Origin of the sequence: Nostoc sp. NMS9, assembly GCF_017114995.1 — a bacterium.
Taxonomy (GTDB): domain Bacteria; phylum Cyanobacteriota; class Cyanobacteriia; order Cyanobacteriales; family Nostocaceae; genus Nostoc.
Window position 1 is genome coordinate 81,004 of record NZ_JABXKL010000085.1, and the last position, 18,196, is coordinate 99,199.

Annotated in this window: 17 protein-coding genes; 9 read left to right on the top strand and 8 right to left on the bottom strand. The window is 43.0% G+C overall.

Translation table 11 applies throughout. From position 1 onward, the window contains the following. Nucleotides 1-253 precede the first annotated feature (253 nt). The 7 genes from fdxB to HWQ40_RS27785 all read left to right on the top strand — a co-directional run bounded on the left by fdxB (nt 254) and on the right by HWQ40_RS27785 (nt 7,285). Nucleotides 254-547, top strand: a complete 294-nt coding sequence (fdxB, locus tag HWQ40_RS27755; protein WP_292784559.1) for a ferredoxin III, nif-specific — start codon at nt 254-256, stop codon at nt 545-547. A gap of 492 nt (nt 548-1,039) precedes the next feature. After that, the gene (locus HWQ40_RS27760) at nt 1,040-2,029 is read left to right on the top strand and encodes a cytochrome c oxidase subunit II (RefSeq protein ID WP_292784562.1); all 990 of its coding nucleotides are present in this window, start codon (nt 1,040-1,042) and stop codon (nt 2,027-2,029) included. A gap of 138 nt (nt 2,030-2,167) precedes the next feature. Beyond that, nucleotides 2,168-3,859 carry a cytochrome c oxidase subunit I gene (ctaD, locus tag HWQ40_RS27765; RefSeq protein ID WP_292784641.1) on the top strand — a complete coding sequence of 564 codons (1,692 nt, stop codon included), beginning with the start codon at nt 2,168-2,170 and terminating at the stop codon, nt 3,857-3,859. A gap of 638 nt (nt 3,860-4,497) precedes the next feature. Next, nucleotides 4,498-5,097, top strand: coding sequence for a heme-copper oxidase subunit III (locus HWQ40_RS27770; RefSeq protein WP_292784644.1), 600 nt, complete (start codon nt 4,498-4,500; stop codon nt 5,095-5,097). A gap of 107 nt (nt 5,098-5,204) precedes the next feature. Continuing rightward, complete coding sequence (locus tag HWQ40_RS27775) at nt 5,205-5,690, top strand: hypothetical protein (RefSeq protein ID WP_292784565.1); 486 nt, start codon at nt 5,205-5,207, stop codon at nt 5,688-5,690. A 353-nt stretch (nt 5,691-6,043) separates the two neighbouring features. Then, nucleotides 6,044-6,655 (top strand): cupin, encoded by a 612-nt coding sequence (locus HWQ40_RS27780; protein ID WP_292784568.1) that lies wholly within the window; start codon nt 6,044-6,046, stop codon nt 6,653-6,655. Nucleotides 6,656-6,751: 96 nt separating this feature from the next. Continuing rightward, nucleotides 6,752-7,285, top strand: coding sequence for an ArsC/Spx/MgsR family protein (locus tag HWQ40_RS27785; RefSeq protein ID WP_292784571.1), 534 nt, complete (start codon nt 6,752-6,754; stop codon nt 7,283-7,285). Nucleotides 7,286-7,597: 312 nt separating this feature from the next. On the opposite strand, the gene HWQ40_RS27790 is transcribed toward HWQ40_RS27785, so the two are convergent. The 3 genes from HWQ40_RS27790 to HWQ40_RS27800 form a co-directional block, all read right to left on the bottom strand. Beyond that, on the bottom strand, nt 7,598-8,686 hold the full coding sequence (locus tag HWQ40_RS27790; RefSeq protein WP_292784574.1) for a fatty acid desaturase: 1,089 nt from the start codon (nt 8,684-8,686) through the stop codon (nt 7,598-7,600). 220 nt (nt 8,687-8,906) lie between these two features. After that, entirely contained in the window at nt 8,907-9,959 is a 1,053-nt protein-coding gene (locus HWQ40_RS27795; protein WP_292784576.1) for a fatty acid desaturase, read from the bottom strand. Nucleotides 9,960-10,179: 220 nt separating this feature from the next. Further along, the gene (locus tag HWQ40_RS27800) at nt 10,180-11,001 is read right to left on the bottom strand and encodes an acyl-CoA desaturase (RefSeq protein WP_292747045.1); all 822 of its coding nucleotides are present in this window, start codon (nt 10,999-11,001) and stop codon (nt 10,180-10,182) included. A gap of 85 nt (nt 11,002-11,086) precedes the next feature. On the opposite strand from HWQ40_RS27800, the gene HWQ40_RS27805 reads away from it, so the two are divergent. Beyond that, nucleotides 11,087-12,319 (top strand): methionine gamma-lyase family protein, encoded by a 1,233-nt coding sequence (locus HWQ40_RS27805; protein WP_292784579.1) that lies wholly within the window; start codon nt 11,087-11,089, stop codon nt 12,317-12,319. A 147-nt stretch (nt 12,320-12,466) separates the two neighbouring features. Then, on the top strand, nt 12,467-13,315 hold the full coding sequence (locus HWQ40_RS27810) for an alpha/beta hydrolase (RefSeq protein WP_292784581.1): 849 nt from the start codon (nt 12,467-12,469) through the stop codon (nt 13,313-13,315). Nucleotides 13,316-13,490: 175 nt separating this feature from the next. Here the strand turns inward: HWQ40_RS27810 and HWQ40_RS27815 are convergent, their stop codons facing one another. The 5 genes from HWQ40_RS27815 to carA form a co-directional block, all read right to left on the bottom strand. Then, on the bottom strand, nt 13,491-13,793 hold the full coding sequence (locus HWQ40_RS27815) for a DUF1816 domain-containing protein (RefSeq protein WP_292784583.1): 303 nt from the start codon (nt 13,791-13,793) through the stop codon (nt 13,491-13,493). 86 nt (nt 13,794-13,879) lie between these two features. Beyond that, a complete protein-coding gene (rlmB, locus tag HWQ40_RS27820) occupies nt 13,880-15,061 on the bottom strand; it encodes a 23S rRNA (guanosine(2251)-2'-O)-methyltransferase RlmB (RefSeq protein ID WP_292784585.1) in 1,182 nt (393 codons plus the stop codon). Nucleotides 15,062-15,153: 92 nt separating this feature from the next. Then, nucleotides 15,154-15,633: a ribonuclease III domain-containing protein gene (locus tag HWQ40_RS27825; protein ID WP_194044898.1), complete on the bottom strand. Its 480-nt coding sequence runs from the start codon at nt 15,631-15,633 to the stop codon at nt 15,154-15,156. Between the two features lie 582 nt (nt 15,634-16,215). Next, a complete protein-coding gene (locus HWQ40_RS27830; protein ID WP_084227153.1) occupies nt 16,216-16,581 on the bottom strand; it encodes an STAS domain-containing protein in 366 nt (121 codons plus the stop codon). A gap of 262 nt (nt 16,582-16,843) precedes the next feature. Further along, complete coding sequence (carA, locus tag HWQ40_RS27835; RefSeq protein ID WP_292784647.1) at nt 16,844-18,010, bottom strand: glutamine-hydrolyzing carbamoyl-phosphate synthase small subunit; 1,167 nt, start codon at nt 18,008-18,010, stop codon at nt 16,844-16,846. Nucleotides 18,011-18,196 lie beyond the last annotated feature (186 nt).

The window sequence follows — 18,196 nt, forward strand, 5'->3', positions numbered from 1 at the left end:
ATATTGAGTCTCTGGCTCAATGAATGCATTTCCATGTAGAGCATGGGAACGAGGAATACTAAATATTCATAAGAATCATTGGCAATAATTTTCATCTATAAATTAAAATTAAAAACAATTGAACATTGTGTTCAAAGTCATCGGAAATTGATGTGATAAAAGTAAGTTTTGAATACAAAACAATAAAAGATTAGGATAATATGATGATTAATGCACAAACAGATTGACAGGCAAAATTGCCGAGGATTTATTCATGGCACAACTAACAGGTTTGACATTTGGCGGTAAGGCATGGACACCAAAATTTGCTCAGGAAATCAACAAGGACAAATGTATCGGCTGTGGCAGATGCGTTAAAGTATGCGGATACAATGTGCTTGGGTTGAAGGCACTCAATGAAGAAGGTGAATTTGTGGAAGATGAAGATGATGAAGAAATTGAACGGAAAGTAATGGCAGTTACTTCTCCAGAAAACTGTATTGGTTGTGAAGCTTGTTCACGGATCTGTCCGAAGAACTGCTACACCCACGTTGCTTTAAATAATTAAGGTTTTTAGAGTTAGTCAAAATTGTTGTTCGTCGAAGGAGGCACTGTTTGAATAAAGCGCAAATGCGCTAGGCAAGGTAACTTGAGGGGAATACTAAATCTTTACTGGAACTAATAAAAAGTTCGTAGTAAACAAATCCGTAAATCGCAAAACGTTAGCTATTAACAAATTTAAACTTGCTGCTAATATAGCCTAATCAATATTAGTCTAACAGTGCCCTCTTGGAACAACTAGCTTTTCTGAAAGCAGGGGGCTAACTTTGTGGTATGAGTTGAAATATAATTTGTCATTTTTGGGGGAAAGATATGGAAAAAATCTGGAAGTTTCCCCCATTTTTTATGGCTGCACGTTAGAAAGTTAATAAGTGAAAAGGAAATGGGAAATAGGGAATGGGGAATAGGGGATGGGGAATAGATAACAATGCCCAATGCCCAATGCCCAATTTCCAGAAAATAACACCTCAAAAGACAGTTTACAAAGCAGGTAGCATGTATGCAACAAGTTCCTGTTTCACTATGGACTCTGGTTGCTGGGATAGTAGTTACAGCAATCAGTATTTGGATCGGTCAAAACCACACTCTCATGCCGGTGCAGGCATCGTTACAAGCGCCTTTGGTAGACGGTTTTTTCAACGTCATGTTTACCATTGCGATCGCACTCTTCTTGGTGGTAGAAGGAACAATTGTAATGTTTTTGATTCAGTTTCGTCGCCGTCCGGGTGACGATACCGATGGCGTGTGGGTGGAAGGCAACGTTCCCTTAGAAATCTTTTGGACAGCAATCCCAACAGTGATTGTCCTCGGCTTGGGCATTTACAGTGTAGATGTTTTTAACCGAATGGGAGGCTTTGAGCCTGCGGGTCATCCTCATTCAGCTGCTCATGTTGCTCAGATGCCGGGAAGCGCTCTTGCAGCTACATTAAGCGATACTTCCCAAGCAACAACTGCCCCAGCAATAGCCCCAACAATAGGTATCGGCGCGTCTCCTAAAACCCTAAACAAACCAGCCGACTTAGTTGTTGATGTCAAAGGCATACAGTACGCCTGGTTATTTAACTATCCTGATAGTGGCATTACCTCTGGGGAATTGCACATACCCGTTGGTGCTGATGTCCAACTCAACCTTTCAGCACAGGATGTAATTCATTCATTCTGGGTGCCAAACTTCCGCCTGAAACAAGATGCACTTCCTGGTATCCCTACTGAACTACGATTTGTTGCCACCAAACCAGGTACATATCCCGTAGTTTGTGCTGAGTTGTGCGGTGGTTATCACGGTTCAATGCGGACACAGGTAATTGTCCACACACCAGAAGAATATAATAGCTGGCGGACAGAAAACCAGATTGCTCAACAGCAAAACCTAAATCAAGTCGTTGCAATTAATCCAGCCGACTTATCAACATCAGAGTTTCTCGCGCCCCACACCCATGATATGGGAATTAGTGCAGCAACTTTAGAGTCAGTAGTCATGAGTCATTAGTTATTGGTCATTGGTCATTAGTCATTGGTCATTGGTCATAGTCATTAGTAACTGACGAATGACAACAGACAAATGACAACGGACAAAAAACAAAGACAAAGGACAAAAGACAAATGACAAATGACAAAGGATAAAAATATGACGCAGGTAGAATTTCCACGGAATACTCCACCAGAAGAAAATAAACCAGAAACTCTGGTGGCTAGCCACACCTCGCATCCGAAGGCGTGGAAATGGCAGGACTATTTTACATTTAATGTTGACCACAAGGTTATTGGTATTCAATACCTGGTGACAGCGTTTGTGTTCTATCTCATCGGTGGACTGATGGCTGTTGCCCTCCGTGTCGAATTAGCAACACCAGATGCAGACTTCCTCGACCCCAATCTGTATAACGCTTTCATGACCAATCACGGGACGATCATGATCTTCTTGTGGATTGTCCCCAGCGCGATTGGGGGATTTGGTAACTATTTGGTGCCGTTGATGGTCGGTGCTAGGGATATGGCTTTCCCGAAGCTGAATGCGATCGCCTTTTGGTTAAATCCCCCAGCAGGTGCGCTCATATTAGGTAGTTTCATTTTTGGCGGTTCGCAATCTGGTTGGACAGCTTATCCACCCTTGAGCTTGGTGACAGCACCAATCGCCCAAACTATGTGGATACTTGCGATCGTCTTAGTAGGAACTTCCTCAATTTTGGGTTCACTGAACTTTGTGATCACCATTTTGATGATGAAGGTTCCTAGCATGAAATGGGATCAGCTGCCTTTGTTTTGCTGGGCAATCTTAGCCACCTCCGTCCTAGCACTCGTCTCCACACCTGTATTAGCGGCGGGTTTAATTCTACTATTGTTTGACCTCAACTTTGGCACCTCCTTCTTTAAACCAGATGCAGGCGGTAACGTTGTTATCTACCAACACTTATTCTGGTTTTATTCGCACCCGGCAGTATATTTAATGATTCTGCCCATCTTCGGCATCATGTCCGAGGTAATTCCAGTTCACTCCCGCAAGCCAATCTTTGGTTATAAAGCGATCGCTTATTCCAGTTTGGCAATCTGCGTTGTCGGTCTGTTCGTCTGGGTACACCACATGTTTACCAGTGGCACACCCGGTTGGATGCGGATGTTCTTCACCATCTCCACGCTGATCGTTGCAGTTCCCACTGGCGTGAAGATTTTTGCCTGGGTTGCTACCCTCTGGGGTGGTAAAATCCGCTTCACTAGTGCGATGCTTTTTGCCATTGGCTTGTTGTCCATGTTTGTCATGGGCGGTTTAAGTGGTGTGACGATGGGAACAGCGCCCTTTGATGTTCACGTCCACGATACATATTACGTAGTAGGACATTTCCACTACGTTCTGTTTGGCGGTTCCGTGTTTGGCATCTACGCCGGTATTTATCACTGGTTCCCCAAAATGACCGGACGAATGCTGAATGAAAATTTGGGACGCATTCACTTTGCTCTCACTTTCATCGGCACTAATCTGACCTTTTTACCCATGCACGAGTTGGGTTTACAAGGAATGCCGCGACGAGTGGCAATGTATGACCCCCAATTTATCGACCTCAATCAAATTTGTACCTATGGTTCATTTGTTTTGGGGATATCGGTAATTCCCTTTACCATCAACATGATCTACAGTTGGCTGAAGGGGCCATTGGCAGGTGATAATCCTTGGCAAGCTTTGACCTTAGAATGGACAACTAGCTCGCCACCCACTATTGAAAACTGGGAAGTGTTGCCGGTTGTTACTCATGGGCCTTATGACTACGGTCATGATAACAGGCTTGAAATAGAGCCATCTGTAACGCCGGAAGCTAGTGCTTAGTTAGTAGGGTGAGTAATGCGATCGCTATTAAGGTGACTGCAATTTCTAGTCATTTGATTTGAGAACTTGAAACTTGAGCTTTAGAACTCGGAACTTCAAGCTTATATCATGTCCGTATAATTAGTTATGATTTCCACAGTCATTGCACCCCACCCCCAGCCCCTCCCCGCTCTTCGGGAGGGGAGACAAAGCGTAGCTTTGGCGGGGTGGGGTTCTTCAGGTTTAATAAGTAATCTAGCGGACATGATATTAGAACTCGGAACTTGAGCCTTAGAACTCGGAACTTGAGCTTCAGAACTCGGAACTTTGAGCTTGGAACTCAAAACTTGAGCTTCAGAACTCGGAACTTTGAGCTTGGAACTCGAAACTTGAGCTTCAGAACTCAAAACTCCGAGCTTGGAACTCGAAACTTGAGCTTCAGAACTCAAAACTCCGGGCTTGGAACTCGGAATTTGAGCTTCAGAACTCGGAATTTGAGCTTCAGAACTCGGAACTTGGGATTTTGAGAATTGTTGAACAAGTGAAGAGTCCGGTTAAACAAGGATTTTGGATGAAGAATGAAAATTTTGCCGCTTCAGACTTCATTCTTCATTCAAGCTTCCACAACAGACGCAGCGGATAATATTGTCAAAAAATCTATGACTATAGCTAGAACGACAAGCGAAGATCACAGTGCAGGACACGAAGAACATCCAGATTTAAGAGTTTGGGGGCTTTTGACATTCCTCGCCTCTGAATCCCTGATGTTTGGAGGATTTTTTGCCACTTATTTGTTTTTCCGAGGTACTACAGCCGTTTGGCCTCCAGAAGGAAGTGAAGTAGAACTACTTGTACCGACAATTAACACCATTATTCTGGTGTCTAGTAGTTTCGTCATTCACTTCGGTGATACGGCGATTAAAAAGAATAATGTCAAGGGAATGCAACTGTGGTACGCAATCACCGCAATCATGGGGGCAATTTTCTTGGGTGGTCAGGTTTATGAGTACTCAACATTAGGATACGGGCTGACTACCAACGTCTTCGCCAACTGCTTTTATATCATGACAGGGTTCCACGGTTTGCACGTTTTTGTGGGACTGTTATTGATATTACGTGTATTGTGGCGATCGCGTCTTCCAGGTGAATATTCTGCAACCAATCATACTTTCATCGAAATGACAGAAATTTACTGGCACTTCGTAGACATTATTTGGATTGTTTTATTCACCTTGGTGTACATTCTCACTTTGTTTTAACAAAAGTTAGGAGTGAGGAGTTAGAAGTGAAGAGTTAAGAATTTATAACTTCTAACTCGTAATTAACAACTTGTAACTCCTAACTCCTAACTCTCCAGGACTTTATTATGCAAGCTAATACAAACAAATTCTCATGGTTCCAGGTTCCAGAGGACATCAAAAATTTATTAGTTTTAGCTGCACAAAACTGGGAAAACACATCAGAATCAGAAAAATATATTCAACAAGCTTTAGCACAAACTGGTGAAAATACAGATGTATTGGTAGCCGCATATAGATTTTTCTATTATAAAAATAATTATTCTCTTGCACTACAAACAACAATCAAATTATTAGATAAAATTAAAGAACTAGAAAAATTTCCTGATGACTGGGAGCAACTTAAGCCGATACTAGTCAATCGCAAAGAAGACCCACAAATTCGATTGTACTTAAATGCTTATGCTGCTTCTGGATTAGTACTAGCAAAGTTAGGAGAAATTGACGAAGCAAAACAAATCAGCACCAAAGTCAAAGAGATAGACGAAAAGCATGATTTTGGTGCCGGAATTCTCCTGGATATTTTGACACGTCCAGCAGAAGAAGATGATTAATTAGTCAATGCACTTCTCGACAAGAAAGAGTGGGTGTGGGTAGAGACGCGATTAATCAAGTCTGTAAAATAACCAATGCCCAATACAACTCTTGGAGAGGCTGCACCAACAGCAACTCTTGGAGACACACTCGCGTTCGCTCAGTACAAGTGCCCAATGCCCTTTTTGTGAAAAATCATGAACAATTGGTTATCTACCAGATCGTATTCCTCTTACTCCCTATTAGGAGCAGCTACTGATAGTAACTCTATCTTTCCTCCTGTCACGATACCGACTCAACTTCCTGTAGGTAATATGCCTAATGTCTCTCCGATTCTGATCATCCAATCTTATCCCTTATCAATTTAAATATTATGAAAGGTAGAGATTGGCTGCTAACGGGCGATGGTCAGCATCAAGCCTGTAAATCTGTAAGAGCATGGGATTTATTGAGAGAGAATTATCGTCTTTATCGGTTTTTAACTGAGATAGAAGATGTTCTCAATAATGTAGACGATCAAGCCAGCCGTCTGCCAGAAATTCGGATGCTCGTAAGGCGCTTAATAGTAAATTCCTACTGGGTGCGAAGTCAAAATTTAGAGCCTTCGCCCAAAACGGGAACCTCTGTTTTACTCCTATACGATGAATTGGGTTTTCCCTTGACTGTGCAAACAGTAACATTTGCACCAGGAACCCGATCAAACATTCATAATCATGGGACATGGGGAATAGTCGCGGTGTTAAAAGGTCAGGAAAAAAATACTTTTTGGCAACGCACTAATAGCCCTGAATTTCAGGACAAAATTGAGCAGACGGGAGAGCTAACTCTATTTCCAGGGGATATTATTAGCTTTACTCCCGATGCAATTCACTGTGTAGAAGCAGTGGGTGATGAACCAACTGTGACTTTTAATGTTTACGGCGAAACCGATCCGAAGGAGAGATTTGAGTTTGACTCAGTTACTCATCAGGCTAGGAATTTTTAATTAGGAATCGTCAGGATTAATTTCATAGGTTCGTAATTGCTGCTTTAGCATTCAAAGCGCCAACTACAAACAATTAAGTAATTAGGAGGTAGTTAAATGGCAAGAGTAATTTTCTATAGCAAACCAGGCTGTCAAGGTGGTACTAAGCAAAAAGTTTTGCTCACAGCTGCTGGTCATGAGGTGGTAGCATACAACCTGCTAACAGAACCTTGGACAGTTGAGCGGTTGCGTTCTTTTTTTGGCGATCGCCCCGTAGCCGAATGGTTTAATCGTTCCGCTCCAAAGGTAAAATCTGGTGAGGTGGTTCCTGAAAAAATTGATGCAGAAACCGCTTTGCAGTTGATGTTGAGAGAGCCACTGTTAATTCGCCGTCCTTTGTTAGAAATAGGCGATGCCTCCGGCGGGCAAAGCCTACGTCGCGAGGTAGGATTCGATGTAGAAAAGATTGATGCTTGGATTGGCTTAAAGCCAGTGGACGAATCTTTGCAGGAAATGAGCGACAATCTGATGAAGCAAGATTTGCAAAACTGCTCCCACGGTAATGATCATAGTGCTCATCACCATAATCAGCAGGGTGGCTGCAACCATCATGGTGAAAAACATCAAAAGCAAGGCAGCTGTAGTCATTAGATTTCTTGCATGAATCAATGAGCTTTCACCCTAAATCCCTCTCCCAAGCTTGGGAGAAGGACTTTGAAATTGGCTCCCCTTCTCCCAAATTTGGAGAAGGGGTTGGGGGATGTAGCAAGATCCCCCAGGGTGGGCAAATTTTGCATTTGTGCAAAAGGTCTATTAGATTTCTTGCAAAAGTCCATAACATCCTAGCCCTGTCAAGGTTACTTTTATTACCTTGACAGGGCTAGTACAGTACGACGTAAATAAGCCACCTATTTAAAATGTCTAAAACTCTCACACAATCGTAATTACTAATTACGCAAAGTGTTAGTAGTCTGAGCCTTTAGCTAACTTATTGTTGGATGTGTAGTAAACCTTACTACCAGTATCAGGTACAAAATGACAGCTGATACATGAATGCCATAATGACTTCCAAATTGGTTCTTCCGATTTGTGGAAATACTCACCCATTACTGGTTTTATTGCCTCAGTTGCCTTTAGCAAATTGTAGTGAGGGATGTTAAGGAATATATGGTGAGCAACATGAGTACCGATATCGTGATGGATATGATTAACCAAACCATAATCACGGTCAATACTAGAAATTGCGCCTTTCAGGAAAGTCCAATCTTCTCCACGATACCAAGGAAGCTCTGCCTCTGTGTGGTGCAAGAATGTCACCAAATCTAGCCAAATTATGAATACAAGGTAGGGCACAGCATAATATTTCAGCAACCACATCCAACCCCATTGGTAGGTGAGGAAACCGAGCAAACCTACCATGCCAATCAAAAGTACAGTACTAGTGATGACATCCCCTTTTTCTGATGGCTTGAAAAGCGGACTGCTGGGCAAGAAGTGGGAGCCTTCTTTATTAGGAGAACGCTTAAACAAATACACAGGATAAGCCAAGAGAAAAACATAATATCTGCCTATCTTTTGGGCTAAAGGCATCTCCTTATATTGTGATTCTGTCACAGGATACCAGCTTTCATCGTTATCGATATTGCCAGTATTTTTGTGATGAGTTCTGTGACTAATCCGCCAACCATGATAAGGAACAAGTATTGGTGTGTGAGAAAGATGTCCAATCAAATCATTAAGCCATTTATGCTTAGAAAAAGATTGGTGTCCGCAGTCATGTCCGACTACAAACAAAGCCCAAAACATCGTTCCTTGCATTAGCCAGAAAATCGGGAAGAAAAGCCAAGAATCCAGGTAATTAGCTACTGCATAAAGCAGACCGATAATCAGGATGTCACGAAAAAAGTAAAAAAGTGATTTTGTCACATTGGGCTGAAAGCATTCAGCAGGGATTGCAACTTTTAAATCTTGAAGAGTGAAAGGTAATTTAGTCGTATCCTCAGACGTTTCGCAGTCAGCAGGATTTTTGAACGTGACGAGATTTGATTGCACTGGATTCTTTTGTTGGATATAAATCGGAACTTTATTTGAGACAAAATCATCTCACCTCTAGGATGCCCACGAAACTAGCGATCGCTAACACCAAAGAAGATAATTTTTGGCAATTTACCTAACAATTTTTAGTTAGTAAAAAGTCGCCAAATTCTATTTAAACACAGCATGATAAACGCTCTCGTTGAGTTCAAGAGCGTGAGTGTAGCCACAGTGCTATTTATCGCTCTGTATAATATTCGTCGAAAGTCTTATAGCCAACATCAGTTGTGTATAGTTGACATTGGTCTGTAATCTGCTTCATTAAAGGCCAAGAAAACTGATACTCATCATGTAAATAAGGCTCCCAATTTTCTTTGATGTTGCTGTAAGCTAACCGCAAATTATAAGAAGGAATAGCAGTGGAAATATGATGAGGGACATGAACATTGATATCGTGGCACAGGATTTCTACCCAACGCGGATAATCACAATGAATAGTTCCAGATAGCTGTGCTAGAGCTTCGTTCCACTTGTTCGCTGTCGCAAAAGGAACATCTGCGGCAGTGTGGTGAACAATAGTAAAAGTACTCATCCAAAAATGGTAAATCATCCAAGGCACTAGCCAGAACTTGACAAATCCCCAGATACCAGTTGTGGCGATGAGAGTCGGGAAAGCGATCGCTGCAAATGCAACTACTACAGCCACAGACAGCTTGATACTAGATTGGTCTTTCGTTTTGAAGTTCCGCCAATCAAAATGCACCACAGCCCAATGTCCAATGGAACCTACCCACCAGAAGCGTTTACGCATGAACAGTTCAAAAGCAGACTGTCGGGTTTTATCCCAATTTTCAAACACTTCTGGTCTAATTGGATGCCAAGCGTTGTCCTCATCCAGCTTGTTGGTATGAGTATGGTGGTAATTATGCTTAATCCGCCAACTGTGAAAGGGGTAAATTAACGGCATCATGAAGAAATGCCCTACCAAATCATTTACCCAACGACGTTTGGCAAAAGACCTATGACCACAATCATGGGCAATTACAAAAAAACCTGTTAGAGCAGTCCCCGTAAAAATCCAAGCTAGGGGCAAGAGAAACCAAGGAGTGATAATCAGGCTGTAATAGCCCAAGGCGACTGCCAAGACACTCAGTAGGACTTGTGTCCAAGCTTTGCGACGGTTCTGCTGAAAACATTCCCGTGGCAGGGTTTTGACAATATCTTTGAGCCGCAAGTCGGAATTACTAGGCTCGTCACTTAGTTTCTGGCTATTAATTATTGATGTAGTCATGGACACCTAAAAAACAACAAACTCCTCCACCAAGTCACCAAAAAGTAACTTGCCGCAAAATTTCTTAATATTAGCGCTTTGGATTATAGCAATCTAAACGACACAAGCGCACCCGTAAGTAAATAGCTTTTTGAAAAGTTAGGAGTTAGAGGTGATGAGTTATGAGTTAAAAACGCTACACATCCTAACTCCTGTACAGACGCGATTAATCGCGTCTCTCCTAACTAACTTTTGTTGGGGCCAACTTCACATTAGTCGCCAGACCAACTGCTTGCAGCAATTGAACTGTCATCCAGGTTAAATCGATTTCCCACCATTCCAGCCCATGACGAGCTGAGTATTGAAAAGCATGATGGTTATTATGCCAGCCTTCACCGAAAACTAGTACGGCTACCCACCAGCAATTAGTCGATCTATCACCAGAATCATAACTGCGATAGCCAAATTTATGAGTCGCGCTGTTCACCAACCAAGTGCAGTGGTAAACCCAGACAATGCGAACAAAAATTCCCCAAATAACAAATGGCCAGCCACCTAGAAGCAAAAGCAATACACCTAGAGCAACCTGGATCAAAATGAAATATTTTTCTAAAAACTGATAAACTGGGTCTTCGGCAATGTCTTTGGTGAAACGAGGAACATCAGCGTGAGCGGGACAGTAGTGAATCAGCCAATCCATGTGGCTCCACCAGAAGCCTTTATTAGAATCATGGGGATCGGCATCAGTATCAGAGTTTAAATGATGAATGCGATGTGTCCCGATCCACTCAATTGGGCCTCCTTGACAGGAGAGTGTCCCAAAGAAAACCAGGAGATACTCTAGCCACTTGGGAGTTTGAAAACTGCGGTGGGTGACAAGGCGATGAAATCCTAGAGTCACGCCTAAACCACCAGTCACCCAGTACAGCAAGAAACCCACACCAACTGCCGTCCAGCTAAAGTTACCAGGAACAAAGGCAAATAAAGCGCCGATGTGCAGTCCAATGAAAAACAGGGTATTGACCCAGTTAATTTGAGGTTTAGTTGAGGTAGCAATTGTCATGCAGTAACCTGAATTTGAATTTTCCAGCCTAGTCTGTGCGATCTAAAAATCCGCATATCTATAATTTTTTTTGAACGAGGAACTGATGAACAGCTTAGAACAGCTGCGGCAAGCAGAACAGGCACTATTAGAAATTTTTTCTGTAATTGACACTCAGGTCAAGCATAATCTAAAACGAGTGCTGGATGCTTTTCGTAATCACCGTGTAGGGGCACACCACTTCGCTGGTGTAAGTGGCTATGGTCACGATGATTTAGGACGAGAAACTTTAGATAAAGTTTTTGCCGAAGTTATGGGTGCTGAAGCTGCGGCTGTGCGAGTGCAGTTCGTTTCGGGAACTCATGCCATCGCCTGTGCTTTGTTTGGTGTTCTCCGTCCGGGAGATGAAATGTTAGCAGTGGTCGGTTCTCCCTACGATACGCTTGAAGAAGTCATTGGTTTACGGGGTCAAGGTCAAGGTTCCCTTATTGAGTTTGGCATAAATTACCGCCAATTGGAGCTAACCCCCGAAGGAACTATAGATTGGCAAGCTTTAAGTACTAATGTGGCTGAAAACACTCGTTTAGTCTTAATTCAGCGCTCTTGTGGCTATTCTTGGCGTCCTAGTTTATCAATTGCCGATATTGAAAAAATCGTCCACTTAGTCAAACAGCAAAACCCAAACACCGTTTGCTTTGTAGATAACTGCTACGGCGAATTTATTGAAACCAGGGAACCCACAGCCGTAGGTGCTGATTTAATGGCAGGGTCATTGATTAAAAATCCTGGTGGCACCATTGTCAGCGCTGGCGGTTATGTCGTCGGTCGCGCCGACTTAGTGGAAGCATCCGCCTGTCGCCTCACTGCTCCCGGTATTGGTAGTTATGGCGGTGCTACTTTTGACCAAAATCGCCTGCTGTTTCAAGGGCTATTTCTCGCGCCGCAAATGGTGGGAGAGGCGATGAAAGGGACTTATCTTACTGGTTATGTATTTGATAAACTCGGATATCCAGTAAATCCCGCTCCCCTGGCTCCCCGTGGAGATGTAATTCAGGCAATTAAACTTGGTTCTGCCCAAAAGCTAATTGCTTTCTGTAAAGCCATACAACAGCATTCTCCTATCGGTTCCTACTTAGACCCTGTTCCAGATGATATGCCGGGGTATGAGAGCCAGGTGGTGATGGCTGGGGGGACATTTATTGAAGGGAGTACTTTGGAATTATCAGCAGATGGGCCAATGCGATCGCCGTATGTGGTTTATTGCCAGGGTGGGACTCATTGGACTCATGTAGCGATCGCCCTGGAGGCTGCGATCAATGCAGTTGGCAGTAATGCATAGCACATATTCTTTTAGCATAGTGCAGGTACGTAACCTTGAAGCGATTGTCACTGAACTCAGAGAAATCAGATCGGAAATTAGATGGTTGAGAACTGAAAATCAACGTATTTTAGAATATTTGTTCGCTAGACAGGAGAACAGCTAGTAATGAGCGATCGCCACACCACAACTGCTGCACGTCTCAATGTCTACATCCAAGGTCAAGGATTCCCAATTTTGGGCTTACATGGTCATCCTGGCACTGGCCGTAGTCTTTCTGTCTTTACCAATCATTTATCAAAACGCTACAAAACTTTTGCCCCTGATTTACGTGGATACGGCAAAAGTCGCTACAACGGCAATTTTGACATGCATGACCATTTGACTGATTTAGAAGCGCTTCTAGACCGTTTGCAGATTGAAAAGTGCTTAGTATTGGGATGGTCACTTGGAGGCATTCTGGCAATGGAGATGGCATTACGTTTGCCAGAGCGCGTTACTGGGCTGATTTTAGTGGCGACAGCTGCAAAACCTCGTGGCAGTCATCCTCCTATCACTTGGCAAGATAATTTATATACTGGCGTTGCTGCCCTATTGAACTATATAAAACCGAGTTGGCAATGGAATATTGAAACTTTTGGTAAGCGATCGCTTTTCCGCTACTTAATCCAACAACATACATCTATTACTTACAATTACATTGCCAAAGAAGCAGTACCAGCTTATTTGCAAACTTCTTCTGCTGCTACTCGCGCCCTCTATAGTGCAATTCAATCAGGATACAATCGGGTTCTAGATTTGCAACAAATACAATGTCCCAGTTTAATACTTGCTGGTGAACAAGACCGCCACATCACATCTGATTCTAGCTTCCAAACTGCTCAACACCTGAACAATTCTCAGTGGCAGTGCTATCCCAACACCGCCCATCTTTTTCCGTGGGAAGTTCCCCAGCAGGTGCTAAATGATATTGACCATTGGCTTGAAGTTCATCCGCAGGTAATTGGTAGTCAATAGTCTAAATATTTAATATTTAAAAAAATTTTGACTATTGACGAAGAAGAAATAGAGAGGGAAGCTGTGGTGACGCAATGAGTCAAAAAGACGCAATAACCCCCGCTAAAAGAATTTTCTGTGTCTTTATGTCTTTACGTCTTTGCATCAGAGCATCCTTTTCATTCTCTGGCCTAACTTAAATTTGACCGCCAAAGGCAGGCTGTACTTTGCGGTCAAATTTTTCCCCCAAGTCGTCAGCAATTGTTAAGGTATTAGGTTTGCAGCGCTTGACATTCACAATAATTCCCTGCGCTCCTTCGAGTTCCAAATCTTCTATGTAGCCTTTGCTTGCTAATGTTGCATCAGAAGAACTTAGAAATGGCCCGAAGTAATACGTGCAACGGGGATTCTGCGTCACAATCTCTACCCACCAAGCCAAGCCGATGTAGTCGAATGTGTTAATTAAGACTTCCTTGAGGTTATGCCAAATGGTTTTCATGGTTTTAGCCGATTTATAAACGTCTACAGGGTGTTAAACGATATGCTGCTTTATTATCTTTTACATTTCTTTATACTCTGTTACTGTTATTTTTTCAAAGAGATTTTTTGCAATTTATCTAAGTGCAGCGTATTTAGCGATCGCTGGCGATAAATCTCATAAAGCGCCATACCCGCTGCTACAGAAGCATTGAGGCTGGGAGTTTTACCTTGTAGAGGAATCGATACTAAAAAATCACAGGAGCGTTGAGTTAACATATTCAGACCTTCACCTTCTGAGCCGATTACCAAAACAATTGGCCCAGTGAAATTGACTGTATGCAAAGGTTCGCTGCCACTTGCAGCAGTGCCGTAAATCCAAAAGCCAGCTTCTTTTAATTCTTCTAAGGAACGGCTGAGGTTGACAACTCTAGCTACAGCAAAATTTTCTAGAGCACCTGCTGCCACTTTCATGACAGTGGAAGTGATCCCAGATGCCCTTCTTTGAGGAATCACCAATCCTTGAGCGCCTATTGCTTCGGCAGTGCGAATAATTGCTCCCAGGTTGTGGGGATCGGTAATTCCGTCAGCCACGACAATTACAGCATCGGTTACAGATTTGCATTGCTCAATTAGATCGGGCAATTCGATGTAAGCGTAGGGAGCAATTTGTGCTGCCACACCTTGGTGATTAGCGCCGTTGGTGAGATAGTCTAAACGCTTGGGTTCAACCTCATCAATAACTGTGCCATTTTCCTTTGCTTGCAAGAGAAAGTGGTGAAAGCTAGGATCGTATCGCAGACGGGTAGTAATCCAGAGACGGTTGAGATTGCGCTGATTTTGCAATGCACTCAATACTGGATGACGACCGTAGATGAGATCGTTATCTTCTTCTGTTGATTGTGTAGATACAGACGGCTGGGAAAAGTTGCTATTTCGTTGTCGAGAGTTCCCATAACTGGGGTTGCTATCTATTTTTCTGGGATTGCGATTCGGATTAACAACAGAGATAGTGTTGCCATCTACTTTTCTGGGATTGCGAGTTGGATTCGCAACAGAGATGGGGTTGCTATCTACTTTCCTGGGATTGCGAGTCGGATTCGCAACAGAGATAGGGTTGCTATCTACTTTTCTGGGATTGCTAGTCGGATTCGCAACAGAGACAGGGTTGCTATCTACTTTTCTGGGATTGCTAGTCGGATTAGTCACAACACGTTTACCTTTAATTTTTACGGGTTGTCTCCGATTGGGTTCGCTAGAAGTCTTGACTTTTCTGGGTTTATCCTGCATTTTAGTTATGGATATAGCGTATGGTTGATTGTTCCGATTACCTCAATTTTTTGAACCTAATCTAGTGTTGTGGCTACTGCGAAATTGAGTTTTCACTCTTTTTCTAGATGAAGTATTTGCAACAGTTCGGTTAGACGTTGGTAATCGGTGATATATAAGTAGCCTATTAAGGTTTCTAGACTAGTTGCCTGTTGATAAATTTCGGGATTAAGTCGCTTAGGGCGTCCTGTTGCGGCGTTTCTACCCCGTCGGACAATTTCTAATTCGGTATCCCTGAGATGAGGAATCAGCGATCGCAAATGTAGCGCTTGTGTTTCTGCTCTTACCTGCTCCACTACCAGACGATGGTAAATTCCTGACCGCTGTAATGGCAGCAGATAGAACATTCTAACATACAACTCATAAATTGCATCCCCCAAATATGCTAAAGCACTAGGAGAAATTTGTTGCACTTGCGAGAGGGAAATCTGTTGGAATGGCCCTGTGGTTGCCAAGAGTGCTTCTGTCCAAGATAAACTCTGTTTGGGAGTTTCATCTTGTCCATCTAATAGCTCTTCCTCCTGTGACTTCACAAATAAATCATTCCTTCACGGGCTACATTTGGCAAGCATTCTTCGCAAAGACTGATTTTTCTGAAGTATGCCATGATAGTATACTTAGCATAATCAATACTATCAAAATTACTTCTTATTTTCATCTTTTTGATTGAGAGTTGGCATTTTAAATCACCCTGATGTCAACACCTATAAACCAAATTTTGCCTACTTCTTGTGGTATCTGCCTAAGATGGGGTAGAATTTGAACATCAAATTTACCCTTTTACTTGGTAACATTGCCATACTTACTTAGTAAGCGACAACTTTTAACTATACAGTATCTAGTCAAGTCTATCTATAAACAAATCTGCTGGCTTTGTATTTATTACAACAAATATCTTAGGCTTGATTATTTATCCAATATTCTAGCCAACGATTACATACCCAAGAGTTGGGTGTCTATATCTTCAGTTATTACTCAACTTTAAACATAATAGCTTAACTGGCTTTATGCCTCTCCCACAAGGAGAGAGGTTTTCTGCCAGAAGTTTTAAAAATTAAGCTATCCGATATTGAATCTGGATAGCTAAATTTAACTCTCAGTTCGAGCAATCAAGACTACTTGACGTTTTCTAGAGCGTCTTCAACTGATTTTTGCAGGGAGAGAAACTTCTCTAGGCGAACAAGCTTGACCGTTTGAGTTACGCGGGCATTCGTGACAATTTGCAAAGTGCCATCAGCAGTTTGAGCCTGCTTGGCTAGCTGCACCAGAGCACCCAAGCCAGAGCTATCAACAAAGTCAATTTGTGAGAGATCCAAAATAATGTGCTTAGGACCCTCGTCTATCTTGCTGCCAAGTGTCTTGCGAAATGTCGGCTCAGAAAAAGCATCTAACAAACCTGTGAGGCGGAATAGCTGACAGTTATCCCGGACTTCACGAGTGCCCCTCAGGCTAACGGTTAGATTCAGTGGCTCAGCAATAATTCCCTCCTCATGAGTTAAAGTGAACGCTCAAGTATAGATGGTTTTTGAGCAAGTTGTCTACAATCTGTTGGAATAGGGGATTGAGTACTGGGTAATGGGAATTGGAAAACTTTTCCCCAGTCCCTAGTCCCCGATCCCCCATTTGCATTTTGCTATTTTTATTTAATCTCAGATGCGACAACTCGACTCTTGCTTTTTGCTCTAATTCCAAATTAAAAATGCATAGTTCAAAAAGAAATCTTTCATTTTGAATTTTTAATTTTTAATTTTGAATTCCCCGAAGGGGTTGACGTGCTGTTCGCATGGCTTGAACAAATTGCTCAAACAAGTAATCAGCATCATGGGGACCAGGACTAGCTTCTGGATGATACTGTACGGAGAACACAGGTAGAGATTTGTGACGTACCCCGGCAATGGTGCGATCATTTAGGTTCAGGTGGCTGATTTCCACAACTGCCGTAGGTAAAGAATCTGGGTCAATAGCAAAACTATGGTTTTGGCTAGTAATTTCTACCCGTTGTTGTAAACCGGCAGGCTGATTCAAACCACGATGACCAAATTTGAGTTTATAGGTTTCTGCCCCTAGTGCATGACCTAAAATTTGGTGTCCCATACAAATACCAAAGATGGGTTTTTCACTTAACAGGAGTGCTTTGGCAGTTGCAATCCCTTCCGTGACGGCAGCAGGGTCGCCAGGCCCATTAGAAAGAAACACACCATCTGGATTGTAATTGAGGATGTCCTCTGGTGGTGTATCAGCGGGTACAACAATTACCCGGCAACCATAACTTACTAATCGACGTAAGATATTGCGTTTAACGCCAAAGTCAAGGGCAACAACGGTAAAGGCTTCCCCGTGATTTTCTGCAGCTTCAGCGTTGAATTCCCAAGCTGGAATTGTGGGATCAGACCATTCATAAGCCGTTGCGGTGGTGACTTCACGAACTAGGTTCAATCCTGCCATGTTGGGGGCTGCTAGTACCTGCTCTAGCAATTCCGCTTCATCGAGAATGGTTGTAGAAATACCACCGTTCATCGCTCCGAACATCCGAATTTTGCGAGTGAGGGCGCGGGTATCAATGCCGTAGATCCCTGGTACTTGATTTTGTTTGAGGTAGTCAGGTAAAGATTGTGTCGATCGCCAGTTACTTGGACGGTGACAAGTATTCCGGGCGATCGCACCCCGCACTTGGGGCCCATCTGATTCTTCATCTTCAAGATTGACGCCAGTATTCCCCAATTCAGGATAGGTAAAAATGACTATCTGGCCACGGTAACTAGGGTCAGTCAAGACTTCTTGATAGCCTGTCATGCCAGTGTTGAAAACCACTTCTCCGATCGCGGTTCCCGTCGCACCAAAAGACCAACCGCGATAAGTGGTTCCATCTGCTAGGACAAGTAAAGCTGGTATTGAGTCAGTCAGGGGCATAGGTGATAGAGTGGGGATTGGGCATGGGGGATTGGGCATGGGGCATGGAGAAGAGACTAGGTAGACAAGGAAGAGGGGGGAGACAAGGGAGAGACTTGTTCAAAAATTCCCCCTTGTTCCCTTGTCTCCTCTGCTCCCCATTCCCCATTGCTTAATACTGCGATTGTTAATTATCCCATGAGTTGA